General features: G+C 67.9%; 29 protein-coding genes, 1 pseudogene and 1 riboswitch. Of the genes and pseudogenes, 10 read left to right on the top strand and 20 right to left on the bottom strand.

Annotated elements, in window-relative coordinates:
* Positions 1-2: 2 nt before the first annotated feature.
* The 3 genes from gcvH to CSW62_RS01870 form a co-directional block, all read right to left on the bottom strand.
* On the bottom strand, positions 3-368 hold the full coding sequence (gene gcvH, locus CSW62_RS01880; protein ID WP_099575523.1) for a glycine cleavage system protein GcvH: 366 nt from the start codon (positions 366-368) through the stop codon (positions 3-5).
* Positions 369-380: 12 nt separating this feature from the next.
* Entirely contained in the window at positions 381-1,508 is a 1,128-nt protein-coding gene (gcvT, locus tag CSW62_RS01875) for a glycine cleavage system aminomethyltransferase GcvT (RefSeq protein ID WP_099575522.1), read from the bottom strand.
* Positions 1,509-1,659: 151 nt separating this feature from the next.
* A riboswitch (glycine riboswitch) is annotated at positions 1,660-1,749 on the bottom strand.
* 48 nt (positions 1,750-1,797) lie between these two features.
* Complete coding sequence (locus tag CSW62_RS01870) at positions 1,798-4,320, bottom strand: zinc-dependent metalloprotease (RefSeq protein ID WP_099575521.1); 2,523 nt, start codon at positions 4,318-4,320, stop codon at positions 1,798-1,800.
* 148 nt (positions 4,321-4,468) lie between these two features.
* Between CSW62_RS01870 and CSW62_RS01865 the strand changes: the two genes are divergently transcribed.
* Positions 4,469-6,247, top strand: coding sequence for a methyl-accepting chemotaxis protein (locus CSW62_RS01865; protein WP_099575520.1), 1,779 nt, complete (start codon positions 4,469-4,471; stop codon positions 6,245-6,247).
* A 17-nt stretch (positions 6,248-6,264) separates the two neighbouring features.
* Here CSW62_RS01865 and argS read toward each other — a convergent pair whose 3' ends face one another.
* The gene (argS, locus tag CSW62_RS01860; protein WP_099575519.1) at positions 6,265-8,067 is read right to left on the bottom strand and encodes an arginine--tRNA ligase; all 1,803 of its coding nucleotides are present in this window, start codon (positions 8,065-8,067) and stop codon (positions 6,265-6,267) included.
* A complete protein-coding gene (locus CSW62_RS01855) occupies positions 8,064-8,783 on the bottom strand; it encodes a Tat pathway signal sequence domain protein (protein WP_099575518.1) in 720 nt (239 codons plus the stop codon). Before CSW62_RS01855 ends, argS begins: the two co-directional genes overlap by 4 nt.
* A 166-nt stretch (positions 8,784-8,949) precedes the next feature.
* Here CSW62_RS01855 and ispH point away from each other — a divergent pair, with 166 nt between their 5' ends.
* The 3 genes from ispH to rnhA are packed head-to-tail and all read left to right on the top strand — an operon-like array spanning position 8,950 to position 11,340.
* Entirely contained in the window at positions 8,950-9,897 is a 948-nt protein-coding gene (ispH, locus tag CSW62_RS01850) for a 4-hydroxy-3-methylbut-2-enyl diphosphate reductase (RefSeq protein ID WP_369827411.1), read from the top strand.
* A gap of 43 nt (positions 9,898-9,940) precedes the next feature.
* Positions 9,941-10,894 (top strand): homoserine kinase, encoded by a 954-nt coding sequence (gene thrB, locus CSW62_RS01845; protein ID WP_099575516.1) that lies wholly within the window; start codon positions 9,941-9,943, stop codon positions 10,892-10,894.
* On the top strand, positions 10,891-11,340 hold the full coding sequence (gene rnhA / locus CSW62_RS01840; protein ID WP_099575515.1) for a ribonuclease HI: 450 nt from the start codon (positions 10,891-10,893) through the stop codon (positions 11,338-11,340). The genes thrB and rnhA overlap by 4 nt, the downstream gene beginning before the upstream one ends.
* On the opposite strand, the gene CSW62_RS01835 is transcribed toward rnhA, so the two are convergent.
* On the bottom strand, positions 11,337-11,756 hold the full coding sequence (locus CSW62_RS01835; protein WP_099575514.1) for a rhodanese-like domain-containing protein: 420 nt from the start codon (positions 11,754-11,756) through the stop codon (positions 11,337-11,339). The two genes, rnhA and CSW62_RS01835, sit on opposite strands and share 4 nt — an antisense overlap.
* A gap of 87 nt (positions 11,757-11,843) precedes the next feature.
* Between CSW62_RS01835 and ftrA the strand changes: the two genes are divergently transcribed.
* Positions 11,844-12,803, top strand: coding sequence for a transcriptional regulator FtrA (gene ftrA, locus CSW62_RS01830; RefSeq protein WP_099582136.1), 960 nt, complete (start codon positions 11,844-11,846; stop codon positions 12,801-12,803).
* On the opposite strand, the gene CSW62_RS01825 is transcribed toward ftrA, so the two are convergent.
* Positions 12,800-13,213 (bottom strand): winged helix-turn-helix transcriptional regulator, encoded by a 414-nt coding sequence (locus tag CSW62_RS01825; RefSeq protein WP_369827410.1) that lies wholly within the window; start codon positions 13,211-13,213, stop codon positions 12,800-12,802. The genes ftrA and CSW62_RS01825 overlap by 4 nt on opposite strands.
* A gap of 67 nt (positions 13,214-13,280) precedes the next feature.
* On the opposite strand from CSW62_RS01825, the gene CSW62_RS01820 reads away from it, so the two are divergent.
* From CSW62_RS01820 to CSW62_RS27355, 3 genes and pseudogenes are all read left to right on the top strand, one after another.
* Positions 13,281-14,126: an SDR family oxidoreductase gene (locus CSW62_RS01820; RefSeq protein WP_099575512.1), complete on the top strand. Its 846-nt coding sequence runs from the start codon at positions 13,281-13,283 to the stop codon at positions 14,124-14,126.
* 62 nt (positions 14,127-14,188) lie between these two features.
* The gene (locus CSW62_RS01815) at positions 14,189-14,641 is read left to right on the top strand and encodes a recombinase family protein (protein ID WP_099575511.1); all 453 of its coding nucleotides are present in this window, start codon (positions 14,189-14,191) and stop codon (positions 14,639-14,641) included.
* Positions 14,642-14,647: 6 nt separating this feature from the next.
* Positions 14,648-14,742 (top strand): annotated as a pseudogene (locus CSW62_RS27355) (hypothetical protein); the annotation flags it as partial.
* A 29-nt stretch (positions 14,743-14,771) separates the two neighbouring features.
* Here CSW62_RS27355 and CSW62_RS01810 read toward each other — a convergent pair.
* The 5 genes from CSW62_RS01810 to CSW62_RS01790 form a co-directional block, all read right to left on the bottom strand.
* On the bottom strand, positions 14,772-15,533 hold the full coding sequence (locus CSW62_RS01810; RefSeq protein ID WP_099575510.1) for an ABC transporter permease: 762 nt from the start codon (positions 15,531-15,533) through the stop codon (positions 14,772-14,774).
* On the bottom strand, positions 15,530-16,498 hold the full coding sequence (locus CSW62_RS01805) for an ABC transporter ATP-binding protein (RefSeq protein WP_099575509.1): 969 nt from the start codon (positions 16,496-16,498) through the stop codon (positions 15,530-15,532). Before CSW62_RS01805 ends, CSW62_RS01810 begins: the two co-directional genes overlap by 4 nt.
* Positions 16,499-16,596: 98 nt before the next feature.
* Complete coding sequence (locus CSW62_RS01800; protein WP_099575508.1) at positions 16,597-17,061, bottom strand: NfeD family protein; 465 nt, start codon at positions 17,059-17,061, stop codon at positions 16,597-16,599.
* Positions 17,062-18,009: an SPFH domain-containing protein gene (locus tag CSW62_RS01795; RefSeq protein WP_199170698.1), complete on the bottom strand. Its 948-nt coding sequence runs from the start codon at positions 18,007-18,009 to the stop codon at positions 17,062-17,064. It abuts the gene before it with no gap.
* A gap of 86 nt (positions 18,010-18,095) precedes the next feature.
* The gene (locus CSW62_RS01790; RefSeq protein WP_099575507.1) at positions 18,096-18,524 is read right to left on the bottom strand and encodes a TIGR02301 family protein; all 429 of its coding nucleotides are present in this window, start codon (positions 18,522-18,524) and stop codon (positions 18,096-18,098) included.
* Positions 18,525-18,698: 174 nt separating this feature from the next.
* On the opposite strand from CSW62_RS01790, the gene CSW62_RS01785 reads away from it, so the two are divergent.
* Entirely contained in the window at positions 18,699-18,908 is a 210-nt protein-coding gene (locus tag CSW62_RS01785) for a hypothetical protein (RefSeq protein ID WP_099575506.1), read from the top strand.
* Between the two features lie 11 nt (positions 18,909-18,919).
* On the opposite strand, the gene CSW62_RS01780 is transcribed toward CSW62_RS01785, so the two are convergent.
* Positions 18,920-19,462, bottom strand: coding sequence for a hypothetical protein (locus CSW62_RS01780; RefSeq protein WP_099575505.1), 543 nt, complete (start codon positions 19,460-19,462; stop codon positions 18,920-18,922).
* A gap of 110 nt (positions 19,463-19,572) precedes the next feature.
* On the opposite strand from CSW62_RS01780, the gene CSW62_RS01775 reads away from it, so the two are divergent.
* Positions 19,573-20,331 carry a Crp/Fnr family transcriptional regulator gene (locus tag CSW62_RS01775; RefSeq protein ID WP_099575504.1) on the top strand — a complete coding sequence of 253 codons (759 nt, stop codon included), beginning with the start codon at positions 19,573-19,575 and terminating at the stop codon, positions 20,329-20,331.
* 3 nt (positions 20,332-20,334) lie between these two features.
* On the opposite strand, the gene CSW62_RS01770 is transcribed toward CSW62_RS01775, so the two are convergent.
* From CSW62_RS01770 to CSW62_RS01745, 7 genes are all read right to left on the bottom strand, one after another.
* A complete protein-coding gene (locus CSW62_RS01770; RefSeq protein WP_099575503.1) occupies positions 20,335-21,300 on the bottom strand; it encodes a nitronate monooxygenase family protein in 966 nt (321 codons plus the stop codon).
* A 77-nt stretch (positions 21,301-21,377) separates the two neighbouring features.
* The gene (locus CSW62_RS26505) at positions 21,378-21,515 is read right to left on the bottom strand and encodes a hypothetical protein (protein WP_199170493.1); all 138 of its coding nucleotides are present in this window, start codon (positions 21,513-21,515) and stop codon (positions 21,378-21,380) included.
* A gap of 138 nt (positions 21,516-21,653) precedes the next feature.
* Entirely contained in the window at positions 21,654-22,436 is a 783-nt protein-coding gene (locus CSW62_RS01765; protein ID WP_099575502.1) for an SDR family NAD(P)-dependent oxidoreductase, read from the bottom strand.
* A gap of 62 nt (positions 22,437-22,498) precedes the next feature.
* Positions 22,499-23,260, bottom strand: coding sequence for a site-2 protease family protein (locus CSW62_RS01760; protein WP_099575501.1), 762 nt, complete (start codon positions 23,258-23,260; stop codon positions 22,499-22,501).
* 71 nt (positions 23,261-23,331) lie between these two features.
* Positions 23,332-23,751 (bottom strand): NUDIX hydrolase, encoded by a 420-nt coding sequence (locus tag CSW62_RS01755; RefSeq protein WP_099575500.1) that lies wholly within the window; start codon positions 23,749-23,751, stop codon positions 23,332-23,334.
* An 11-nt stretch (positions 23,752-23,762) separates the two neighbouring features.
* Entirely contained in the window at positions 23,763-24,824 is a 1,062-nt protein-coding gene (locus tag CSW62_RS01750) for a patatin-like phospholipase family protein (protein WP_099575499.1), read from the bottom strand.
* A 9-nt stretch (positions 24,825-24,833) separates the two neighbouring features.
* A complete protein-coding gene (locus CSW62_RS01745; RefSeq protein ID WP_099575498.1) occupies positions 24,834-25,631 on the bottom strand; it encodes a 3-hydroxybutyrate dehydrogenase in 798 nt (265 codons plus the stop codon).
* Positions 25,632-25,684 lie beyond the last annotated feature (53 nt).

Here is a 25,684-nt window from a genome sequence, read left to right as displayed (position 1 = left end):
TTTTAGAGGGTGCTCAGGAACGCTTCGTACGCGTCGCGGTCCATCAGGGCGTCGACCTCGGCCGGGTTCGACAGCTTGATCTTGGCGAACCAGCCGCCGCTTTCCGGCAGGGCGTTGACGGTTTCCGGCGCATCGCCCAGCTCGGCATTGCCCTCAACGACCTCGCCCGACACCGGGGCGTAGACGTCCGAGGCGGCCTTGACGCTCTCGACGACGGCGAGGTTCTCGCCCTGCTTCACGGTCTTGCCGGCTTCCGGAACCTCGACGAACACCACGTCGCCCAGTTGCTCGGCGGCGTAGGCGGTGATGCCGACCGTGGCGACGTCGCCCTGAACGACGACCCATTCATGATCTTTGGTGAAACGCATCTCTGTCGGCCCTTATGAGAGTTTGCGGACGTAACGGTTCGGCACGAACGGCGTGGCGACCACTTCAGCGGCCGCCTGTTTGCCTCGCACGATGACTTTCAACTTGGTTCCGATCGCGGCATAGGCCGGCGGGGCGAAACCGATGGCGATGGGGAAGCCCAGGCTGGGGGCGAAGCCGCCGCTGGTCACCTTGCCGATGACATTGCCTGCTTCGTCAGCGATCTCGGCGCCTTCGCGGGCCGGGGCGCCTTCCAGCACCTTCAGATTGACGCGGACGCGCGACAGTTCGCCGGCCAGTTCCTTGGCGATCCGGGCCGCGCCCAGATAGTCGCCGGCCTCGCGGCGCGACTTGCCAACGGCGAAGTTCAGCCCGCCCTCGATCGGCGAGACGGTCTCGTCCAGGTCGTGGCCGTACAGCGGCAGACCGGCCTCCAGGCGCAGGCTGTCGCGCGCGCCCAGGCCGATCGGCTTGACGCGCTCGTCGGCCAGCAGGGTGTTCCAGATGCGCGTCGCGGCGTCGGCCGGGACCGAGATCTCGTAGCCGTCCTCGCCGGTATAGCCCGAGCGCGAAATGATCGCGTCGACGCCGAACGCGGTCAGGGCCAGCGTGTCCATGAACACCATGCCGGCGGCTTCTGGAACGTGAGCGGCCAGAACGGCGGCGGCCTCGGGACCTTGCAGCGCCAGCAGCGCGCGGTCCTCCAGGCGGGTCACCGTGGCTTCGCCGGCCAGGGCCTGCGCGATGATCTTGTAGTCGTTGTCCTTGCAGGCGCCGTTGACCACCACGAACAGGCCGTCGTCGTCGGGACGCGCGGTCATCAGGTCGTCGATGATCCCGCCCTCCGCGTTGAGCAGCACGCCATAGCGCTGCTTGCCGGGCTTCAGGCCCTGGTAGTCGGCCGAGACCACCTTCTCGAAGCTCTTGGCCGGGCTCGTGTCACCATTGGCACAGCGCAGGCGGGCCTGGCCCATGTGCGAAACGTCGAACAGGCCGGCGTGCTCGCGGGTCCACAGGTGCTCCTTCAGCACCCCGTCCTTGTACTGCACAGGCATGGAATAGCCCGCGAACGGCACCATGCGGGCGCCCAGCGCCACGTGGGCGTCGAAGAGCGGGGTCTTCTTGAGGTCTTGGTCGGACACTGGACGGGCTCCAAACGGGGTCGGCGAGACGGTCGGCTCTCGCCGACTGGTCGCGCCCCCGCTGTCCCTTAGGCCTGAGAGATTCCGGCCATTCGCATGGCCTTGCTCCTTCGGCGAGCCGCCCTTTCGGGAGGCTTCTTTCCAGCGTTCCTAAACCCGCGCGGTCCTTTTGCCTGAGCGTTTCCGGGGCGGTTGCGCCTTCGGCCTCGGGACGAATCCCGATGTCTCCCGCGAGAGTCGTCGGGGTGATGCGGGAGGCGGCCGTGCGAGTCAAGCACGGCCTGCCACGTCAGAGGCCGATACCTCCAAACCAGTCGTCCTCGCCGATCGGCGGGCCGGGCGGGATGGCGACCTTGGCCTTGCCGTCCTCGATCAACGCGGCCAGGCGATCGCCGCTCTCGTCGGTGACGACGCCGGCCAGGGCGCGGGCCTGGGCGCGATCGGCGGCGTCGGCGGGGGCCACGGCCTTAAGGCCCTTGCCCCAGTCGGCCAGACGCGCGCGGATCACCGCGGCGGCAGTCGGGGACAGGTCCTTGTCGCCCAGGGCGTTGGCCAGGTTGACCACCATCCGCTGGCGGACGCGGCGGGCCAGCTCGGCCTGGCGACCGACCGCCTTTCCAGCGGCCATTTGGCCGTCAAAGGCGGCGAAGGCCAGCGCCTTGTCCATCAGCCCCTCGACGCCCGGCTGGGCGGCGTCGCGACGCTTGGCCTCCATCAGACGGTTCAGGCGCGCCGGCGCGAACAGGTCGCCCCAGACGAGGTCGGCGGCGACATCCGCCGTCGCCGGCAGGTCGAAGACCGGCCCAGGGCCGAAGGTCTCGATATCATTGGCCTTGTCATTGCCCTGCGACTGGCCCGAGGTCAGGACGTCCAGCGTCTTGTCGGAGAGATCCAGCGCGGCCGGCGTCAGCGTCCGCAGCAGGGCGTCGATAGCGGCAGCTTGACGGGCGGGCGGGACGATCTTGCTGGCCTCATGGCCATCGCCCTCGGCGGCGTAGGTGAAGTCGACGCCGCCAACCAGCTTGGCCGTCGCGTCGACCTGGTAGCGGTGGAAGATGTAGATCGGCACGATCACGCGGCGCAGGTCGGCCACCGACCCGCCCTTGGGGAGGTTGCCCAGGCCGAAGCGGTCAAGGGCGATCTTGCGCACGGCCATAAGATGGTCGAGTTCGACGACCGGATCGGAACCGTTGTCCCAGACCGCGCCGACCGGATGCGGCGTATCGGAGCCCCGGGCGTCCTCGTCGGAGACATAGCGCAGGCCGTCGGCCTGGCTCTTGTCGGCCTTGGCCTTCAGCCAAGCCTTCTCGTCGGCGCCGGCCGGGGTGACGCCGTACAGCCAGTCGATCACGAACTTGTCCCAGGCGCCCACGCCGCGCCCATAGGCGTCAGAGAAGTCCAGCTGGCCGCCCTTGATGGCGATCCTGGGAGCCGGATAGTCCATCACCGAGGCCCGGTCGCCATAGGTGCTGGCGGCGAAATTGTGCTGCAGGCCGATCGAGTGGCCGATCTCGTGCGGGGCCAGCTGACGCAGGCGGGCCAGCGAAATCTCGATTGGATCGTTGGGACCGCCCTGGCCGGTCGCGGTCGCACCCTCGAGCCCCTCGAAGATCATCCGGTCCTGGCGGACGCGCTGCGAGCCCAGCAGAACGTCGCCCTTGATGATCTCGCCCGTGCGCGGATCAACCACAGCATGGCCGTACGACCAGCCGCGCGTCTGGCGGTGCACCCAATTGACGACGCTGTAGCGGGCGTCCAGCGGGCTGACGCCCTCGGGCAGCAGCTCGACCTTGAAGGCGTCGATGAAGCCGGCGGCCTCGAAGGCCTGGTTCCACCACCGGCCGCCCTCGATCAGGGCCGAGCGCACCGGCTCCGGCGCGGCGCGGTCGACATAGAAGACGATCGGCTTCTTGACCGGCGAGCGGGCGGCGCTCGGATCGGTCTTTTCCAGGCGGAAGCGGTGGACCAGCCGATAGACCAGCGGCTCGCCCAGCGGCGCCGAATAGTCGGCGACGGTGTGGTCGATGACACCCACGCGCGGGTCGTTCTGGCGCGGCTGATAGCCCGGCTCGGGCAGGGCCACGAGCGAGTGGTGCAGGGCCAGGGTCACGTTGCGCGGATCGGGAACGATGCCACGAACCTCCGAACCCGGATCATCGCCGACGAAGGTCTCGACCGCCTCCAGCTCGACGTTCAGCGGGAAGACGTTCACGGCGCCCGTGTCGGCGTAGGACAGGCCGTCGTTCAGGCGAAAGTCGCCCTGCTTGCTGCGCTTCAAGGTCTTGGCGACGCCTTGCGCGTCACGGGTCAGGAAGCTGGTCACGTCGACCAGCAGGCCGCCGTCCGGGCTCTCGGCCTCGATGGCGTTCGACCAGACGCTGGAGACCGGGAACGAGTCGGCCACCGCCTTCTGCTCGTCGACCGAGCCGCGCGCGGCGGAAAAGCCCCAGTTCTCGTACTGGGCGATCACCTTGCCGCCCACGCGGCGGAAGGCGATGATCTGGGTGTCGCCTGGGGCCGAGCGATCCAGCCCGGTCGGGTTCGAGCCCAGGCCGGCCCGCAGATAGGTCTGGTAGATATAACGTCCGGCGATCCCATCCGCGCCCGGCTTGGGCAGCAGCACCAGGATCTTGCCATCCTTCTTGTCGACAAAGACCGGCAGCAGGCCGTCCTTGCGCTCTAGGCCGGCGATGGCGTCGGCATACTTGTCGGACTTCTTATCGGGGGACTTGGCCTTCTCGGCGAGGGCCGGCGAGTTGATCGCGCTGACGCAGACGCCGGCCATCAGCATGGCGATGATCTTCTTGTTCATAGCTTCCCCGCGAACCCGCGCCTGAGACGTTCCGCCGCAGAACTAGTTACAGCCGGATTAATAGATCGCGGAAGAGGATGAATTCCTAAGGTCAAGCTTACCCACCCATCCACAACTTGAGACGGCACGATGACCTTGCGCTTTAAAGATGCGATGGGCCTTTTTCGGCGGCGCGCTATTGGCCGGCTTCATGGTGGCCATGATTGTCGCGGCCCTGGCCTTGATGCACCTGCGCGTAGGCGGGCCGGTCTCGCAGCGGCAGACCCAGGCCTACGACCTCGTCGCCGACATCCTGCCGCCGCCCCTCTATCTGGTCGAGGCCATGCTGGTCGTGCGGCAGGGCGCCGAGGACGCCTCAGGCGCCGAAGCCACGCTCGCCAAACTGAAGAGCCTGCGCGCCGACTACGACACCCGCCGCGCCTACTGGCTGACCGCTTCGATCACGGCGAAGGCCAAGACTATGCTGGACCAGTCGGACCGCGAGGTGACGAGCTTCTGGACCCTGATCGATCAGGCCTACGCGCCGGCCGTGCGGTCGGGCGATGTCATCGCAATCAACACGACGATCGCCAAGCTGGAAGCCCGCTACAACAATCACCGCAAGATCATCGACGGCCTGACGGTCGAGGCGCGGGCCATGGTCGACGCCGCCGCCGCCGAGGCCAGGTCGTCCGTCATGCTTGTGATCAGCCTGCTTACGGCCGTGGCCGTGGCGATGGTGGCGCTGGTGATCGTGGGCGTCGCCAGCCTCAAGGCCCGGATCGTGACCCCCCTCTCGCGCATCGCCGCCTATATGAGCCGCTTGGCGGCGGGGGACTATTCGGAGGAGCCCCCGATGCTGGGCCGCCGCGACGAGGTCGGCGAGATGGCGGCCGCCATTTCGGTGTTCCGCGCCGCCGCGATCGAGCGCCGCAGCGCCCTCGCCGGCGAACGCGCCCGCGAGCAGGCCACCTGGGAACGCGCCCGCGAGGAGGCCGAGCAGTCCGCGCGCGGTCGCCGGTCAGAGATGATCCAGTCGCTGGACGAAGGCCTGCGCCGGCTGGCCGCCGGCGACCTCAAGCAGCGCATCGACCAGGCCTTTCCCGAGGAGTTCGAAGGCCTTCGCGACAATTTCAACGTCTCGGTGGCGACGCTTCGCGACACGATCGGCCAAGTGGTCAACTGCGCCTCGGCTGTTGGCGCGGGGTCCAAGGAAATCACGATCGCCGCCGACGATCTGGCGCGCCGGACCGAGCTGCAGGCGGCGACGCTGGAAGAGACCTCGGCGGCTCTGCACGACGTGACCAGCACGGTGCGGCAGACCGCCGAGAACGCCCGCGAGGCGCGGCAGGAGGTCACGCGCGGTCGGGAACTGGTGAGCAAGTCCAGCGAGGTCGCCGAGCAGGCCGTCACGGCCATGGAGGATATCGACACCTCGTCGCGCAAGATCGGTCAGATCATCACGGTGATCGACGAGATCGCGTTCCAGACCAACCTGCTGGCCTTGAACGCGGGCGTCGAGGCCGCTCGGGCCGGAGAGGCCGGACGCGGCTTCGCCGTGGTCGCGCAGGAAGTCCGCGCGCTGGCCCAGCGTTCGGCCGACGCGGCCAAGGAGATCAAGACCCTGGTCTCGGAGGCATCGCGCAGCGTCGAAAACGGCGTCGGCCTTGTCGGCCGCGTCGGCGAGGAACTGACCGACGTCGTCGAACAGTTCGGCAAGATCCAGGATCTGGCCGAGAAAATCGCCGAAGCCGCGCGAAACCAGGCCACCAGCCTCGGCGAGGTCAACACCGCGGTCGGCCAGATGGATCAAGCCACGCAACAGAACGCGGCGATGGTCGAGCAAACCACGGCCGCCAGCCACAGCCTGACCCAGGAGGCCAGCCAGTTGGCCCAGCTCGTCGCCCGTTTCGACCTGAAGGACTGTGAAAGGGCCCTGGCCGCCTGATTAGACGGCCGACGGGTCTACATCCGTTCCGGCGCTTCGATCCCGAGCAGGTCGAGGGCCAGCACCAGTTGGCGCAGGGTGGTCTCGGCCAGGGTCAGGCGCGAAGCCCGCAGTTCCTCGGTGTCGGCGCTGACGATCGGGCAGGCCGCGTAGAACTTCGAGAACGACTGAGCCAGCTTGTAGGCGTGCTCGGCCACGAAGTTGGGGGCCTTCTTGTCGTAGGCCTCCTGCAGGGCGCCCTCGAAGGCGTCTAGCAGCATGGCCAGGTCCCGCTCGGCCGGCTCGTGGATCACGATGCGGCCGGCGACGGCGCCGGCCTCGGCGGCGCGGCGCAGCACGCTCTTGATGCGCACCGACTGGTACAGCAGGTACGGGCCGGTCTTGCCCTCGAAGCTGGTGAAGCGGTCGAGGTCGAAGACGTACGAGGTGCCGCGGAAGTTCTGCAGGTCGGCGAACTTCAGGGCCGCCACGCCGACCTTGTGGGCGGTGTCCTCGAACTGCTCCTCGGTCAGCTCGGCGCCGAGGCCGGCTTCGCGCAGGCGCTCGCGGGCCTTTTCGCGGGCCATCTCGATCAGGTCGTGCAGCTTCAGGACGCCGCCGGCGCGGGTCTTGAAGGGCTTGCCGTCCGTGCCGTTCATGGTGCCGAAGCCGATGTGCTCCAGCGAACCGTCGGCGGCGTAGCCGGCCAGATAGGCGGCGCGGAACACGGTCTCGAAGTGCAGGGCCTGGCGCTGGTCCACGCAGTAGAGGATCAGGTGCGGGTCGAACGACTTGCGGCGGTCCAGGATGGTGGCCAGGTCGGTCGTGCCGTACATGGCAGAGCCTTCCGACGACACCACCAGCAGCGGCGGCACGTCCTGCTTGTCGCCCTCGCGGGCCACGCGGACGATGCGGGCGCCCTGGTCGTCGACCAGCAGACCCTGGGCCTCCAGCTGGCGAACCATCGGCTCGATCAGGTCGTTGACGTCGCTCTCGCCCTTCCACAGGTCGAAGTCGACGCCCAGCGCATGGAACTCGCGCTCGAGGGCCACGCGGCTGACATTGACGAAGTGGCGCCACAGCAGGCGGTAGCCGAACCGACCGTTCTGCAGCTCGGCGGTGGCCTTGCGGGCGCGCTCCTTGAAGGCCGGATCTTCCTTCTGGCGCACGGAGGCGGCCGGATAGATGCGGTCGAGATCGGCCAGGGTGATGCGGCTCTGGAACTCGGCCATCACCTTGGCCTCGTCGGCGGCGCTGAAGCCGCGCGGAGCCTCGGGCAGCTTCTCCATCAAGGCGTTGATGAAGGCGTCCTCATCCATGATGGCGCTGATCAGCAGGCCCATCTGGAAGCCCCAGTCGCCGAAGTGGGCGTCGCCCACCACGTCGTCGCCGCGGAAGCGATAGAGGCGCTTGACCGACTCGCCGATGATCGAGGCGCGCAGGTGGCCCACGTGCATCGGCTTGGCCACGTTCGGACCGGCATAGTCGACCAGCACCCGGCGCGGCGTCTCCAGCAGCTGGGCGCCGGTGCGATCGTCGGCGGCGATCTCGCGGGCGCGGGCCGAGAGGGCCTCGTCGCTGACGCGCATGTTGATGAAGCCGACGCCGGCGATCTCGACCGAGGCCAGGCGCGGGTCGCCCTTGAGGATATCGACGACCTGTACGGCGATCTCGCGGGGATTGCGCTTGGCGCTCTTGGCGGCCGCGAGGGCGCCGTTGCACTGGAAATCAGCCAGGTCGGGACGGTCGGAGGCGGTGACGCGTCCGAATTCGGGGGGCAGTCCGGCGGCCTGGAAAGCGGCCGCGGCCGCCTCGCTCAGGGACCGCTTCAAATCGCTCATTGCTTGGTGGTGTTCCCTGCTTGCCCAGCTTGCTGAGCCTGTACGGTCTGGCCGGCGTTGACCCGGAAGCGCTTGCCGTCACGGTTGAAGGCGGCCATTTCCGGGGTCACGTCGAAGCCCAGCAGAACCTCGAAGTTGCTGCCGCTGACCTTGTCGTCGGCGCGCGGAATGGTGATCTGCTCGATGGTGTCGGTCGCGTAGGCGCGATCCTGACCGGCCGCGAAGGTCACCGGCAGGTCGAAATATTCCTTGGCGATCACCGACTGGTTCCGCTCGGTGACGGCGACCCAGTAGCGATAGACGTGCTTTTCGCCCTCGGCCTTCGGACCACGGCCCAGCTGGAACAGGGCTTCGATGCGGATCTTGATCGGCTCCAGGCCCTTGTAGGCGCAGCCCGACGAGATGCTCTGGATCTCGCCGGTAAAGCCGGCCTGGTTGGCCGCCTCCTTGCCGTCCTTGAACTCGACATAGCGGCTGGCGTCGTACAGCACCTTCACATAGGGACACGGGCCAGCGTTGCGCAGTTGCTGCAGCGGCGCCTTGGGCTGGTTCCATTCCTCGTCGCGCTTCTTCTTCTTGGCCGCGCCGCCGTCGTCATCGGCGCCGCCGCCGCCCTGGCCGCCGCCGGGGCCCATCTGCGCATGAACAGTCGTCGCCGTCGCGGCGATCGAGAAGGCCATCAGGGCGCTGAGGGCGAGCGGCAAGGTGCGGCGCATGAAACGTCCGGTTCGAGAAAGGAAGAGCCAAGCGGGACCACGGAGCCCCGTCGGCGTCATGCAGCCTGATAAAGGCATATGCGTGACGTCGCAACGACGCAGACTCCTGGCGCCTGGCCCTCCGAACGACTAGTTTCCGCGCATGAACGCCCATACGCCCGCCCCCATGCCGGTTCGTCGCCCGATCTCGCTCGTGCTGGCCAGCCCGCGCGGCTTCTGCGCCGGCGTGGATCGCGCCATCCAGATCGTCGAACGCGCCGTCGAGAAGTTCGGCGCGCCGGTCTATGTGCGCCATGAGATCGTCCACAACCGCCACGTGGTCGACCGCCTGAAGGCCTTGGGCGCGGTGTTCATCGAGGAACTGTCCGAGGCCCCCGACGACCGCCCGGTGGTGTTCTCGGCCCACGGCGTGCCCAAGTCGGTCCCGGCCGAGGCCCAATCGCGCCAGATGATCTATCTGGACGCCACCTGCCCGCTGGTCTCCAAGGTCCACGTCGAGGCTCAGAAGCATTTCGACGCCGGCCGCGAGATCGTGCTGATCGGCCACGCCGGCCACCCCGAGGTCATCGGCACCATGGGCCAGCTGCCCGAGGGCTCGGTCACTCTGATCGAGGACATTAAGGACGCCGCCACCTGGCAGCCGAAGGACGCCGCCAACGTGGCCTTCCTGACCCAGACGACCCTGTCGGTCGACGACACGGCGGACATGGTGGCCCTGCTGCGCGAGCGTTTCCCGGGGATCGCCGCCCCGCACAAGGAAGACATCTGCTACGCCACCACCAACCGCCAGGACGCGGTCAAGCACCTGGCCGAACATTCGGAACTGGTGCTGGTGGTCGGGTCGAAGAATTCGTCCAATTCGGTGCGCCTGATGGAGGTCGGCCTGAAGGCCGGAGCCACCGCCGCCCACCTGATCGACGACGCCAGCGGCATCGACTGGACCTGGTTCGATGGCGTGTCGCGCGTGGGCCTCACCGCCGGCGCCTCGGCCCCCGAAGACCTGGTGCAAGGCGTCATCGACGCCATCTCGGCGCGCTTCGACACCTCCGTCGAGGAACTGGTCGAGGCGCGGGAAACGATCACGTTCAAGCTGCCGAGACTGCTGACGGCCTAGACGCCGGCTTGACCGAAGGCCTCGCGTCGAGCATCCCGACGCCATGGCCGTCTATACCGACATCACCGACGCTGAACTCGAAGCCTTTCTCGAAGGCTACGACCTGGGCTTGCCCCTGGCCTTCAAGGGCATCGCCGAGGGGGTGGAGAACTCCAACTTCCTGCTGGAGACGCAGAAGGGTCGCTACATCCTGACCGTCTACGAGCGGCGGGTGAAGGCCGACGAGCTGCCGTATTTCCTGAACCTGCTGACCTGGCTGGCCGACAAGGGCTACCCCAGCGCCCGGCCGATCGCCGACCGCAACGGCAAGACCCTGGCGACCTTGCGCGGCAAGTCGGCGGCCATCGTCGAGTTCCTGCCCGGCCTGTCGGTGCGCAAGCCCACCGTCGCCCATTGTCGCGAGGCGGGCGAGGGCCTGGCTTGGCTGCACCTGGCCGGCGAGGGCTATCCCGGCCGCCGCGCCAACGACCTTGGCCAGAGCGCCTGGTCGCCGTTGTTCGCCAAGCACCGCAAGGCCGCCGAGGACCTAAAGCCGGGCCTGTCGGCGACCATCGACAACGACCTGGCGCAGCTGGCCCTGATGTGGCCGCGCAATCTGCCGTCGGGCGTGATCCACGCCGACTACTTCCCGGACAACGTCTTCTTCCAGTCGAACGGCAAGTTCGCCGCGGCGATCGACTTCTATTTCGCCTGCGAGGACGCTTACGCCTACGACGTGGCCGTGACCCTGAACGCCTGGTGCTTCGAGCCCGACGGCAGCTTCAACATCACCGCCGCCAAGGCCCTGCTGAACGGCTATGAGCGCCGCCGCCCGCTGAGCCCGGCCGAGAAGGAAGCCCTGCCGATCCTGGCGCGCGGCGCGGCGATCCGCTTCTTCCTGACCCGCCTGGCCGACTGGGGTTCGACGCCCGCCGGCGCCCTGGTCAAGCCGAAGGACCCGCTGGAGTACGAGCGCAAGCTGGCCGTCCACCGCGAAGGACTCGTGCTGTTCGCATGACGCCGAAGGTCACGATCTATACCGACGGCGCCTGCAAGGGGAATCCAGGTCCGGGCGGCTGGGGCGCCATCCTGTTCTATGGCGACAAGAAAAAAGAGATCTGCGGCGGCGAACCCGCGACCACCAACAACCGCATGGAGTTGATGGGCGCGATCTCGGCGCTGGAGCTCCTGAACCGCCCCTGCAAGGTCGAGCTGCACACCGACAGCCAGTACGTGATGAAGGGCATCCAGGAGTGGATCAAGGGCTGGAAGGCCCGTGGTTGGAAGACCGCCGACAAGAGCCCGGTCAAGAACGACGACCTCTGGAAACGTCTCGACGCCGCGCGCGAACGGCACGACGTCGACTGGCGCTGGGTCAAGGGTCACGCCGGCCATCCGCTGAACGAACGCGCCGACGCCCTGGCGAATGAAGGCCTGCGCAAGGCCAATCCGAGGGTCTTCTAGGCCCCGAGACGACCCGGCTCCTCGCCGCTCGCGAACGGCAGGCCTTCGTCCTCCCAACCGGTGATCCCGCCGATCATCAGCTTTACGGGCCGCCCAAGCCTGGCCAGCTTCAGGGCCGCGCGGTCGGCGCCGTTGCAGTGCGGGCCGGCGCAATAGACGACGAACAGGGTGTCGGCGGGCCATTGCGCCATCCTCTCGGCGGTCATGTCGGCGTGGCGCAGGTGGAGCGCGCCCGGCACGTGACGGCGGGCATAGGCCTGCGGCGAGCCGACGACATGCAGCAGCACGAAATCGACCTCGTCCGCCTGCAGGGCGGCGGCGACGTCGGCGCAGTCGGTCTCCAGCGACAGCCGCGCGGCGAAGTGGTCGGCGGCGACCTGCGAGGCGGCGGCGGGAATCTCAGATACGAAACTCATGACGGTCTCCAACGGTTGACGCCCACAAACTTGCCTTAGCGCCACCACGCGGGTTAGTTGGCGAGATCGACATTGACCGTAAAGATCATGCCAAAACCACAGCCGCTCGTCGTCGCCCTGGCCTATGACGGCCTTTGCACCTTCGAATATGGCGTGGCGGTCGAGCTGTTTGGCCTGCCGCGGCCGGAGATGGGCGCGGACTGGTACCGCTTCGCCACCGCCGCCGTGGAGCCGGGCGACCTGAGGGGCCTGGGCGGGGTGCGGATCGTCGGCGACGGCGGGCTGGAGCTGCTGGAACAGGCCAGCGTCATCGTCGCGCCGGGCTGGCGGGGAATGGATCACCCGGTGCCGGCCCCGCTGGTCGAGGCGCTGCGGAAGGCGCACGCCAAGGGCGCGCGGCTGATGTCGATCTGCTCGGGGGTGTTCGTGCTGGCGGCCACGGGCCTGCTGGACGGACGCCGGGCCACGACCCACTGGCGCTATGCCGAGGCGCTGCGCCAGCGCTATCCGGCGATCGCGGTCCAACCCGACGTCCTCTACGTCGACGAGGGCGACCTGCTGACCTCGGCCGGCAGCGCGGCGGGCATCGATCTTGGCCTGCACTTGATCCGCCGCGACTTCGGACCCGAGGCCGCCAATACCGTGGCCCGCCGTCTTGTCGTGCCGCCGCATCGCGACGGCGGCCAGGCCCAGTTCGTCGAGCGGCCTGTGCCCCTGGCGCACGAGGCTTCGCGCCTTTCGCCGATCCTCGACCGCATGCGCGCCGATCTCGCCGGCGACCACACGATCAAGGCCCTGGCCGGCGCCGCGGGGATGAGCGAACGGACCTTCCTGCGGCGGTTCGAGGCCGCCACCGGCGAGACTCCGGCCCGCTGGCTGCTGGCCGAGCGGCTGAACCGGGCTCGGGACCTGCTGGAGACCTCGCCGGCCGGGATCGAGCAGGTCGCGCAGGCCGTGGGCCTGGGCGCGCCGGCCCTGCGGCATCATTTCCGGCGCCAGTTCTCGACCACGCCCGGCGCGTACCGGGCGCGATTCGCGAGAGGTTAGGCGACAGGCGCTTCCTCTGGCTCGCCCACCAAAATCCGGTCGAGATTGAGTTCGATCCAGTCGGCCAGGCCACGCACCTTCTCGGCGACCTCCAGGCCCAGAGGCGTCAGGCTGTACTCCACGTGCGGCGGCACGACCTGATAGGCCACCCGGCGCACGAAGCCGTCGCCTTCCAGCTGTTGCAGGGTCTGGGCCAGCATCCGCTCGCTGACCCCGCCGATCCCCCGGCGCAGTTCGCTGAAACGATGCGTGCCCGTCTCTAGGGCCATCAGCGCCAGCACGCCCCAGCGGCTGGTCACGTGCTGCAGCACCGCCCGCGACGGACAGTCGGGCGCCATCAGGTCGCCGCGCAGCAGCTTCTCGGAAAGCGGTATCGGAGGGGGCGAAGTTTCTTTCATACTTACATTCATGTGGGTACTTACGAAAAGTAAGCAAGGCGCCCAGATCGAGACCGTCATACCCATCGGGAGAACGATCATGACCATCGCCATCACCGGCGCCACCGGCCAGCTAGGCCGCCTCGTCGTCGAAAGCCTCAAGACGCGCGTCCCGGCCGGCGAGATCCTCGCCCTGGTCCGCGATCCGGCCAAGGCCGCCGACATGGGCGTGGCCGCCCGCGCCGCCGACTACACGCAAGCCGAGACCCTCGGCCCGGCGCTCGAAGGCGTCGACACCCTGCTGCTGATCTCCGGCAATGAGGTCGGCCAGCGCCTGCCCCAGCACCGCGCCGTCATCGAGGCCGCTCAGGCCGCCGGGGTGAAGCGGATCGCCTATACCAGCATCCTGCGCGCCGATGCCTCGCCCCTGGTCCTGGCCGACGAGCACAAGGCCACCGAGGCGCTGCTCAAGGCCTCGGGCCTGGCCTACACCCTGCTGCGCAACAGCTGGTACGCTGAGAACTATGCCGGCTCGATCCATGGCGCCGTGGCGTCGGGTGCGCTGATCGGCAGCGCCGGCCAGGGCAAGATCTCGGCCGCCGCCCGCGCGGACTATGCGCAGGCCGCCGCCGTCGTGCTGGCCACGGACGGCCACGAGAACAAGACCTACGAGCTGGCCGGCGACACCGCCTTCACGCTGGCCGAGCTGGCCGCCGAGATCTCGGCCAAGGCCGGCAAGACCATTCCCTACAACGACCTGCCCGAGGCCGAGTACGCCAAGGTCCTGGAGAGCCTGGGCCTGCCCGCCGCCTTCGCCGCGATCCTGGCCCAGTCGGACGTCGGCGCGTCGCAAGGCGGCCTGTTCGACGATGGCCATCAGCTGTCGGCCCTGATCGGCCGTCCCACCACGCCAATCTCGGCCCTTGTGGCGAGCTTGCTTCCTTAAGAAGCTGTGGGCGGTCCCGGAAAGTCCTCGCCAAGGCTCTCCGGGTTTGCCAAGCCGACGCGATGAACCGCGTCGGCTACTACCGCCTGCCGCCCGTCAGGGGCGTCTTCTTCAGCCCGGTCCAGGAGGAGCGCTTGCTGCTGCTGGGCTGCCAGGAGGTGTTCAGCGACCGGTGCCTGACCAACGCCATCATCCGCCCGGGCCTCGACAAGGCCCTGGCGGCGCTTCAGCCCGGCGGAACCCTGGCGGTGCTCAGCCTGCACGCCCTGGCCGGCACGACCACCGACCTCCTGGAAGCGGTGCTGAAGCTGAAGGCCCGCGACCTGCACCTGGTCGTGGCCCAGCCCGAGATCGACACCAACACCGATCCCGGCTTCTTCGCTGCGTGCGAGACCCTGACGGCCTTCAACGCCGAACGCGCCATGGTCAAGGCCGCCGAAGCGGCCTTGGTCAGCAAGGGCGTGAAGGGCGGCGGCGTCCAGGGACTCAAGGCGGGGGAGCCTACCGAAGACTAGCGCCGGGGGGCCGTCCTCGCCCTTCCACAGGCTCAGGGTGAGGACGGTTGCTGGCGTTCGAGTAGAAACCTCATCCTGAGCTTGTCGAAGGACGAGGTTTCGGCTCCTCAACTTTCAATATGGATTCGCCTCAAACCTTCAGTCGATAACCCGTCTTGAAGATCCAGCCCACCGCCGTCAGGCACAAGACCAGGAACACGGCGGTCATGGCCAGGCTGACGCCGACGCCGACGTCCGACTGGCCGTAGAAGCTCCAGCGGAAGCCGCTAATCAGATAGACCACCGGGTTGAACAGGGTGACCTTCTGCCAGACCTCGGGCAGCATCTTGATCGAGTAGAAGCTGCCGCCCAGGAAGGTCAGCGGCGTCACGATCAGCGCGGGCACGATCTGCAGCTTCTGGAAGTTGTCGGCCCAGACCCCGATGATGAAGCCGAACAGGCTGAAGGTGATCGAGGTCAGGACCAGAAACAGCAGCATCACGAACGGGTGGGCGATCTCGAACGGCACGAAGATCCGGGCGGTGGCCAGGATCAGCAGGCCCAGGCAGATCGACTTGGTGGCGGCGGCGCCGACATAGCCGGTGACCGCCTCGAACCAGGCCACGGGGGCCGAGAGCAGCTCGTAGATCGTGCCGGCCCACTTGGGCATATAGATGCCGAACGAGGCGTTGGAGATGCTCTCGCTGAGCAGCGACAGCATGATCAGGCCCGGGATGATGAAGGCGCCGTAGCTGACGCCGTCGATCGACTGCATGCGCGAGCCGATCGCCGAGCCGAACACCACAAAATAGAGGCTGGTCGACAGCACCGGCGCGATGATGCTCTGGGCCAGGGTGCGGAACCACCGCGCCATCTCGAAGCGGTAGATGGCCTTGATCGCGAAGAGGTTCATTGCGGGGCCCTCACCAGGCTGACGAAGATGTCTTCCAGAGAGCTCTGGTCGGTCTTGAGGTCCTTGAAGTCGATCCCGTGCTCGGCGAGACGCTTCAGCAGATCGGCGATGCCGGTGTCGTCGGCCTGGGTGTCGAAGGTGTAGACGAGGTCGGCGCCGTCATTGATCAGGCTCAGCGAGGGGTCGTCCAGGCCGGCCGGCAGGGCGGTCAGCGGCTCGCGCAGGTGCACCGTCAGCTGCTTCTTGCCCAGCTTGCGCATCAGGACCGACTTGTCCTCGACCAGGATGATCTCGCCCTTGTTGATCACCCCGATCCGGTCGGCCATCTCCTCGGCCTCCTCGATATAGTGGGTGGTCAGGATGATGGTGACGCCGTTCTCGCGCAGCTGGCGGACCATCTCCCACATGTCGCGGCGCAGCTCGACGTCGACGCCGGCGGTGGGCTCGTCCAGGAACAGGATGGTCGGCTCGTGGCTCAGGGCCTTGGCGATCATCACCCGGCGCTTCATGCCGCCCGACAGCGCCATGATCTTGCTGTCCTTCTTGTCCCACAGGGACAGGTCGCGAAGGATCTTCTCGATCAGGGCGTCATTGCGCGGCTTGCCGAACAGGCCGCGCGAGAAGCTGACCGTGGCCCAGACCGTCTCGAAGGCGTCGGTATTCAGCTCCTGCGGCACCAGGCCGATCTTGGAGCGGGCGGCGCGGTAGTCCTTCACCACGTCATGGCCGTCGGCCAGGACGACGCCCAGGCTGGGATTGACGATGCCGCAGATGATGCTGATCAGCGTGGTCTTCCCGGCCCCGTTCGGACCCAGCAGGGCGAAGATCTCGCCCTTGCGGATGTCGAGGTCGATCGTCTTGAGGGCCTGATGGCCGGACGCATAGGTCTTGGTCAGACCCTTTACCGATATGATTGAAGTCACGCCGTCTCCCCTAACGCGACGATGCCCCGATACGAGGCTCAGAGTCGCGCATGCCCTGCAAGTTGGCTGATGCGGGGCTCAAATGGTGTCGCCGTCGGCGGATAACAGGGGCGGCGCCGCGTTCTGTCAGCAGGTTTCCGTCAGGTGGGAATCTTGCGGACCTTCAGCACCGCGCCGTCCAGGCCGATGACCACCACTTCCTGGCTGATCACCGGGAAAGGCTCCTCGGTCTCGGCCGCCCAGTCCTTGCCGTCGACGAACACCCGGCCGCGGCCCTGCTCGAAGGTCGACAGCACCTGGCCGCGCTGGCCGATCAGCCGCTGCGTCGGGTCGTTGAGGTCCGGCGACTTCGCCTCCAGCACCGGCCGCAGGAAGCGCCGCGCCAGATAGGTCGAGGCGATCGTCAGGACGGCGAACAGGCCGATTTCCAGCACCGGGCCCGGATGTAGGGCCTGGGCGATCAGGCCGATGACGAAGGCGCTGGCGGCCGGCCACAGGAGCCAGCCGGTGCCGGTCGAGACCTCGATGGCCAGGCAGAGGGCCGCGACGGCCAGCCACAGCCAGAACGGTTGCAAAGCGTAGAAGCCGGCGATCGCCCCCATCACCTAGGCTCCGCGCTTTGCGGGCGGCGGGCCGGCCTGCGTACTGACCGGCGCGGCGGTCGATGCGCTCCTCGACGGCGGCGGCGCCTTCGGCGTATCCGCGCCCAGGCTCTTGATCAGCTCGGCGACGCCCGCGACGGTCCCGGTCAGACCCGAGAAGTCGGCCGGCACGATGACCGTCTTCTGCTGCGGGCTGCGGGCCAGTTCGCCGAAGGCTTCGACGTACTTCTGGGCGATGAAGTAGTTGATGGCGTTGACGTCGCCCTTGGCGATGGCTTCGGAGACGAAGGTGGTCGCCTTGGCCTCGGCCTCGGCTTCCCGCTCGCGGGCCTCGGCGTCGCGGAAGGCGGCCTCCTTGCGGCCCTCGGCCTGCAGGATGGCCGACTGCTTCTGGCCCTCGGCGCGGGCGATCTGGGACTGCTTCTCGCCTTCCGCCTCGGTGATCACCGCGCGGCGCTCGCGCTCGGCCTTCATCTGGCGGGCCATGGCGTTGGTGATGTCCGTCGGCGGCGTCAGATCCTTGATCTCGATCCGCGCCACCTTGACGCCCCAGGGACCGGTGGCGTGGTCGATGGTCGAGAGCAGGCGGGTGTTGATCGCATCGCGCTGACTCAGCACCTCGTCCAGCTCCATCGAACCGACGACGGTGCGCAGGTTGGTCTGGGCCAGCTGGGTGATGGCGTAGATCAGGTTGTCGACCCGGTAGGCGGCCGCGGCCGCGTCCATCACCTGGATGAAGACGATGGCGTCGACCTTCACCGACACGTTGTCCTTGGTGATGACCTCCTGCTGAGGGACGTCCAGCACCTGTTCCATCATGTTCACCTTGCGCCCGATCGTCTCGACGAAGGGGGTCAGGATGCTGATGCCGGGCTTCAGGGTCCGGGTGTAGCGGCCGAACCGCTCGACGGTGAATTCGCGCCCCTGCGGCACGATCTTGATGACGCTCATTACCAGCACGAAGGCCAGGATCAGCAGGACCAGAACGACGATGGACGTGCCCAAGAGCAACGCTCCTTTACAAACCTGGGTAGAGGTTAGCGCGCCGCTTCGCCGTCCGCCATGGAATCCGACGGGCCAGCCGGCGGAGGCGCGGGACGCATCGACTGCGAGAGCTTTTGGGCCAGAGCCTGACCCTTGCGGGCGGTGGCCTGCTCGGCCTTGCGGCTGGCCTCGTCGCAGAGCGGATATTCGCTGCGGCGCGAGGCGAAGCCGGTGTTGAACCGCTCACGCATCTGGACATCGAAGGCCTGGTCGGCCTGTTCCACCTCGGTCAGGCGGACCATGCGCGAGCGCCAGTACTGATCGTCGACGCCATGGCAGGCCTGGCGCAGGGCATGGCTCTCGCCCAGCGTATAGGCCAGGTCCAGCAGGCGCTGACGCTCGTCGACGGCCCGTTCCTGAGCCAGAACCGGAGCGGCGACGAGGGCGCTGAGAAGAACACCGATAAGAAACGGACGCGACATGGGCCTGTTATCGCCAAACCTCGCGCGGCTGTCACCGTCCCGCGCCTGACGGGCGAGCGGCGAAGGCCCGCGTGGGGACACAATGTCCCCCGGTGTCAGAAAAGCTTGAAGAATAAGGGCCTTGTGATCGCCACAGATCGGGCGTTCCCTGTGGATACTGCAAGGAGGTCCCCCATGACTGAGGTGCATTACGGTGTCGTTCGGGTCGGCGATCGCTGGTCCATCATCGGCGACAACCTGCGCTTTGGCGCCTACGAGACGCGCGGCGAAGCCAGCGCCGCGGCCCGCCGCCTGGCCGAACATCCGGCCGGCCTGGGCCTGCACGTGATGCTGCACGAGCAGGACGAGGATGGAGTGCTGCCCGGCCCGACGACGCTGAGCTAGGCGCCGTCCAGCTAGGCCTCGGCCGTCTCTTCATCGTCGCCGTACAGGAACGGCTTGATGACCCGCCACACCTGCAGGATCGACGCGACCGCGCCCACCACGGACGCGACGACCTGGAACGCCTGCCAGACGAAGCCGACCAGCGGATCCTCGCCCAGCATCGCCACCAGTGGGTAGATCAGGTGGCTGACCGTGATCCGGAACTGGGCATAGGCCGTGGAATATTCCACCGACGCCCCGTCGACGGCGGCCGTGACGATCACCGCCAGGACCGGAGCCCACAGCAAGGGCAGGATCAGCAGCAGCGCCAGGGCCGTGATCAGCGACTTGGTCGACAGGCTGACGTCATTGGCCAAGGTGATCCCCACGCCGGCGATCACCGCCAGGCCCAGCAGGGCCAGAGCGATCGGCAGGACGAGATCGGCGGTGTCGGCCAGCGGCATCCTGACGCCGAAGACCATGGCGGCCATGACGAAGAGGGTGACGACGAACGATGCGAGCCATAGCGCGCCATACTGGCTCAGCCTCCGCCGCAGGTGTCGCTTGGCGATCATCGGTCCCCTCCCAGCCCGGCCTGGAGGGTGCTTCGGAAGAGTCTCGCCGTCCACGGGAAACTAAGCCGTGCGCCACGCGCTTAAGCAGTCGAGCTTCACGGGAGGCACGCATGACCGCCATCACCCGCATCGTCCGCAGCGCCGCCGAGGGCGACGCCGCGCCGACCTATGATTCCAACCGTCTGCTGGCCGCCCTGCGCCCGGACGCCCTGGCCGAACTGGCCGCGCATCTGGTGCTCGTCGACCTGCCGGCCGACGCCGTGCTGTTCGATGTCGGCGACGACGTCGAGCACACCTACCTGCCCTGCGGCCCCACCCAGGCCTCGCTGCTGGTGGTGACCTCGGACGGCCAGGAGATCGAGGCCGCCAGCATCGGCTTCGAGGGCGCGATCGGCGGCGTGGTCAGCGCCGGCTTCAAGCCCGCCTATGGCCGCGCCGTGGTCCGCGTCCCCGGCCAAGCCTTCTGTCTCTCGACCGCCAAGCTGGAAGAGTCCAAGGCCCGCCATGCCAGCGTCGGCGACCTGTTCGATCGCGCCGCCGACGCCTTCATCGCCCAGATGATGCAGGTGGCGGCTTGCAACGCCCTGCACCCGATCGAGCAGCGCGTCTGCCGCTGGCTGCTGTTCGCCCACGACCGCTCGGGCAAGGAGCCTATCCGCCTGACGCAGGAGACCCTGGCCCAGATGCTGGGCGTGCAGCGTACGACGGTCAGCGCCGTCGCCCGCGTCCTGCAGGACGCGAAGGTCATCCACATCGGCCGCGGCAAGGTCGAGGTGCTGGACCGTCCGGGGCTGGAAAAGCGCGCCTGCGAGTGCCACGCGGCCGTCGAGGCGCACTTCGGGCGGATCCTGCCGCCGCACAAGCGCTAAGATTCAGGTCCGATAGGCCGACGCCCGGTCCAGCGCCGCCTCGGCCTCGCTGACCAGCCGCGCCACGATCTCGCCGGCGGGCAACACCTCGCGCACGCCGCCGGCGCTCTGGCCCATGGCGAAGCAGGACTTGGCCGGGTCGAGCCCCTCGATCTGGCCGCCGATGCCGCCCATGGCCCCCGCCCGGATCGAGACCATCGCCTGCTGCGGGAAGCCCTGGATGTCGGCCGGCCGCGCCTCCCAGTCGTCGACATAGGGGTTCTTCTTCACCCGCATGGGCTTGCCCGAGTAGCAGCGGGTGCGGACCGTATCCTCGTCGGCCGCCTCGACCACCGCCTGGCGGTAGAGGTCGCCGGCATGGGCCTCATGGCTGGCGATGAAGCGGGTGCCCATCCAGACGCCTTGAGCGCCCAGGGCCAGGGACGCGGCCAGGCCCCGTCCATCGTGCAGGCCGCCGGCGGCGACCACAGGGATCTTCACGGCCTCCACGGCCTGGGCGACCAGCGGCAGGGTCCCGACCAGGCCCGTGTGGCCGCCGCCTTCACCGCCCTGGCAGATGACGGCGTCGCAACCGGCCTGCTCGGCCTTGACCGCGTGCTTCACCGCCCCGCAGACGACCATGACCTTCAGGCCGGCCTTCTTTAGCTGTTCGATGATCGGCAGCGGCACGCCCAGGCCGGCGATGAAGGACGAGGCGCCCTCCTCGATGATGACCTCGACGCTGGCGGTCAGGGCGTCGGGTGTGGCGGCCAGAAGGTCGACGCCGAACGGCTTGTCGGTCAGGCTTTTGACCTCGCGCATCTGGGCGCGGATGAAGTCCGGCGAGGTCCCGGCCATGCCCAGCACGCCGTAGCCGCCCGCATTCGACACGGCGGCGGCCAGGGGCGCGTAGGACACCCCGCCCATGCCGGCCAGAAGGATCGGATGCTCGATATGCAGTAGATCGCAGAGCGGCGTGCGCAGGCCCATGACCGTCCTCCCGTTGTTTCAGGGAGGGTTTCGCGCCGCGCCCGCGCCGGCAAGCGTGCCGCGAGGTTAGCCCGGCCTTAGCGGTGGCGGGCCAACTCTGTCTCGACGTCCGATTCGGCGGTCCAGAAGCAGCTGGCCATGGCCGTCAGGACCAGGGCGATCAGCGTCAGGAAGCCGCGCGGCGGAGCCAGGCTGACAACGTCTTGGGGCGTCATCGTTCTCTCGTTTCCTCGTCGGCGTCCGGATCTGATGTCCGGACTGCCACAAGCAAAGCTTCTCACCGCGCGGTCGGTTCCGCAAGGCCCTGTTTTACATGAGCTTTCTTTGGACTTCAGAGTCCAGAAATCAGCTCACTAGAAGATCGAGTATCCGCCGTCGATGACGATCGTGGTCCCCGACTGATAGCTGGAGGCGTCCGAGGCCAGATAGACGGCCATGCCGCCGAAGTCGTCGGGCTCGCCCCAGCGGCGGGCGGGCACGCGCGGAATGACCTTCTCGGCGAAGGCGGCGTTGCCTTGCGCCCCGGCCGTCATGTCGGTGGCGATCCAGCCTGGCAGGATGGCGTTGGCGCGCACGCCGTAGCGGGCGTGCTCGACGGCCACCGACTTGATCATCGAGATCACCGCGCCCTTGGTGGCGGCATAGGCCTCGTTGCGCGCCGCGCCCTCGATGGCCGCCAGCGAGGCGACCCCGACCAGCGAACCGCCCGGATCGCCCGTCTTTGCCCGTTCGACCATGTGGCGGCAGGCCTCGCGCAGGGTGAAGAACACGCCGTCCAGATTGACCGACAGCACCTTGCGATAGGTCTCGGTCTTCATCTCGACAAACGAGGGTGAGCCGAAGCCGATGCCCGCATTGGCGAAAACGCTATCGACCCGGCCCATGGCGGCCACGGCCTCTTCCATGCCTTCGCGGACCTGGTCCTCGTCGGAGACATCGACGGTCTGGGCCTTCACCCGCACGCCCAGGGAGGTCAGCTGCTTCTCGGCCTCGAGATTGCGCTCTGGATTGGAGCCCCAGATCACGATGTCGGCGCCGGCCTGAGCCATCGCCTTGGCCATGCCAAGGCCGATGCCGCGATTGCCGCCGGTGACCAGGGCCACCTTGCCCGACAGATTGAACGGCGCGTAGGCCATGGCGAACCTCCCTCTGATCTCTGAAACGCTTGTTTGAAGGAGAGGGGGTCAGGCGCGGAAGGTCAAGAGCCCCAGAAGTGGAAGGCCTGCCAGCCCGCCCCGACCGCTGGTCGCGACACGCCCAGCAGGTCGGTGACCGTCAGGGCCGCGCCGAAGATGAAGCCGCTGACGCCGGGGACCCAGAAGATCAGGGCGAACAGGATCAGAAAGCCGACCCGCTCGATCTTGACCATCTTGACGCGCACGGCGTCCGGCAGGAACGGCCGGATGACGCCATAGCCGTCCAGGCCCGGGATCGGCAGCAGGTTGAGGACCAGGGCGCTGGCCTGCAGCAGGGCCAGCAGCGACAGGGCGTTGTACAGCGGGCCAGAGGCGACGAACGGCAGGGCGACAGCCAGGGCGATCAGCACCGCCAGGGTCCCCAGCGGGCCCGCCAGCGAGGCCAGCGACCGCCAGCCCCTCGACCGCATCAGGTCCTCGCGCAGATAGACCGCCCCGCCCGGAAAGCCGATGCCGCCCAGGGCCAGGGCCAGCAGCGGAAAGATGATCGTGGTGACGAGGTCGGAATATTTCAGCGGGTCGAGGGTCAGGTAGCCCTTCTCGACGATGGTCGTGTCGCCGGCCTTGTGGGCGACGAAGGCGTGGCCGAACTCGTGGATCCCGACGCTGAGGATCCAGGTCGCGGCGACGAAGGCGAAGGTGAACGGACCCGCAGGGGGTATCTGGGCGGCGACGGCCCAGCCCAGGCCGACGCACGCGGCGATCAGGATCAGGGCGTTGGGACTGAGGGACGTACGCGGGGCGCGGGCTTCGAGGACGGTCATGAACGCGGATGTTGCGGAGGTTGAGCGTCAGCGCAAGCGCTTCTCCTCCCCCGCATCGCGGGGGAGGAGAATTAGCCGCCGAACCGCTGATACGTCTCCGCGATCACCCGCCGCGTCTCGTCCCACTCGACCAGGGCCATGGCCTCGTCCAGCGTCACGAACCGCGCCTCGGCCGCGTCGTCGCCAGCCACTGGCTCGCCGCCGGTCCAGCGGGCGGCGTAGTCGATCATCACGTAGTGGCGGGTGATCTCGCCCCCCGGTCTTGCTGGAAACACCCCGTCGACCACGTCGAGCAAGCCCAGCAGCTCAGCCTCGACGCCGGTCTCTTCCTTCAGCTCGCGCAGGGCGGCGACCTGCAGCGTCTCGCCCCACTCCAACCGTCCGCCCGGCACGCTCCACTGGTTCAGCCGGGGCGGCGTGCCGCGCCGGATCAGCAGGACCTCATCACCGCGCAGGCAGACGACACCGACGGTCGGCACGGGATGGTTCATGGCCAAGTCTTTCAGGGAAAGCCGACCTTCAGATCGACGCTGGACTTCACACCGATACAGTTTCCGCAGTCGGTCAGCCAAGCCTCCGCCGCCGCGCGCCCCCGCGCCTTGAGGTCGGTCAGAAAGCTCCACTCAGTGTCGAACTTGGTCGACAGCGACAGGTCCGCCAGCGGCTTGTCGGCCGTGATGGCGTGGACCAGCATCCGGCGGTAGCGGCCCCGGGCGTTGTCCTTCAGCAGACCCTCGTCCAGCAGCTTCTGCACGAAGCCGATGGCCCGCAGCTCCGAGACCAGGGAGGCGTTGAAGGTGATCTCGTTCAGCCGGTCCATGATCTCGCCCGGCGACTTGGGCGTCTCCTCGCGGACGAACGGGTTGAGGCTGACGATCAGGATGTCGTCGGGGGTGTCGTCATAGAACAGCGGCCACAGCGGCGGATTGGCCAGAAAGCCGCCGTCCCAATAGGGCTCGCCGTCGATCTCCACGGCCTGGAACACCTGGGGCAGGCAGGCGCTGGCCATTATGTGGCGGGACGTCAGCTCGGTCTCGCGGAAGATCACCGACCTGCTGGTCCGCACCGCCGTGGCGGCGATGTAGAGTTTGATCGGGCTGTTCTCGCGGATCTGGCCGAAGTCGATCTCGCCTTCCAGCGCGTCGTGCAGCGGGTTCAGGTTGAACGGATTGAACTCATAGGGGCTGAGCGACATGGCGAAGGTCTCGGCCATCCGCCAGCCGGGGGTGTTCTTCAGCCAGTCTGCGCCGCCGCCGAAGGCCTTTGTCCAGATCGACGTATCGCCGAAGACGTTGCGGCCGCCTTGCCGGTTCACCTGTCGCCAGAAGGATTCGAGGCGCTGGCGCGCGCCGGCCTTGCCGTCGTCGATCAGGCCCTGGGCCAGGCAGACGGCGTTCATGGCGCCGGCCGAGGCGGCGGTCACCGCCCGGATCTCCAGGTCGTCCTCTTCCAGCAGCCGGTCGAGGATTCCCCACTCGAAGGCCCCGTGCGAGCCCCCGCCCTGCAGGGCCAGGCTCAGCGTCCGGGGGCCGGACTTCTTCTTGGTGAAGGGCGGGATGGGCACCGGCCCAGCCTATTGCGCGACCCAGCCGCCGTCGATCTGGAAAGCCGCGCCATTGGCCGAAGCGCCCGCGTCGGAGACCAGATACAGCAACATGCCGCCCAGCTGTTCGAAGGTGACGAACTGCTTGGTCGGCTGCGCAGCCAGGATCACGTCCTTCATCACGGCCTCTTCCGAAATGCCTCGCGCCTTGGCCTGGTCGGCGATCTGGGCCTCGACCAGCGGGGTCTTCACGAAGCCCGGGCAGATGGCGTTGCAGGTGATGCCGTGCTCGGCGACCTCGAGGGCCACGGTCTTGGTCAGGCCGAGGATGCCGTGCTTGGCCGCGACATAGGCCGACTTGAACGGCGAGGCGACCAGACCGTGGGCCGAGGCGATGTTGACGATCCGCCCACGTCCCTGCTCCTTCATGATCGGCACGGCCGCCTTGGTGGCGTGGAAGGCCGAGGTCAGGTTGATCGCGATGATCAGGTCCCACTTGTCGTCCGGAAAGTCCTCGATCGGCGCCACGTGCTGGACGCCAGCGTTGTTGATCAGGATGTCCAGCTCGCCGAACTCGGCCTTGGCGGCGCGAACCATGTCGGCGATCTGGTCCGGCTTGGTCATGTCGGCGCCGTGATACAGCACCTCGACGCCATGGGTCTCAGCCATCTCGGAGCGGGCGCGCTCGATGGCGTTCATCTCGCCAAGACCGTTCATGACGATGTTGCAGCCCTGGGCCGCAAGCGCGTCAGCCAAGGCGTGACCGATACCGCTGGTCGAGCCGGTGACGATAGCGACCTGCCCCTGCAAACCGAAGTCAACGGCCATGGAACGCTCCTGGATGACGCCCTAATAATGTTGCGACGCAACATATAGCTCGC

The organism is Caulobacter sp. FWC2 (genome assembly GCF_002742625.1).
Classification (GTDB): domain Bacteria; phylum Pseudomonadota; class Alphaproteobacteria; order Caulobacterales; family Caulobacteraceae; genus Caulobacter.
The sequence above is the reverse complement of the archived record's forward strand: the minus strand, read 5'-3'. Positions and strand labels throughout refer to the sequence as shown.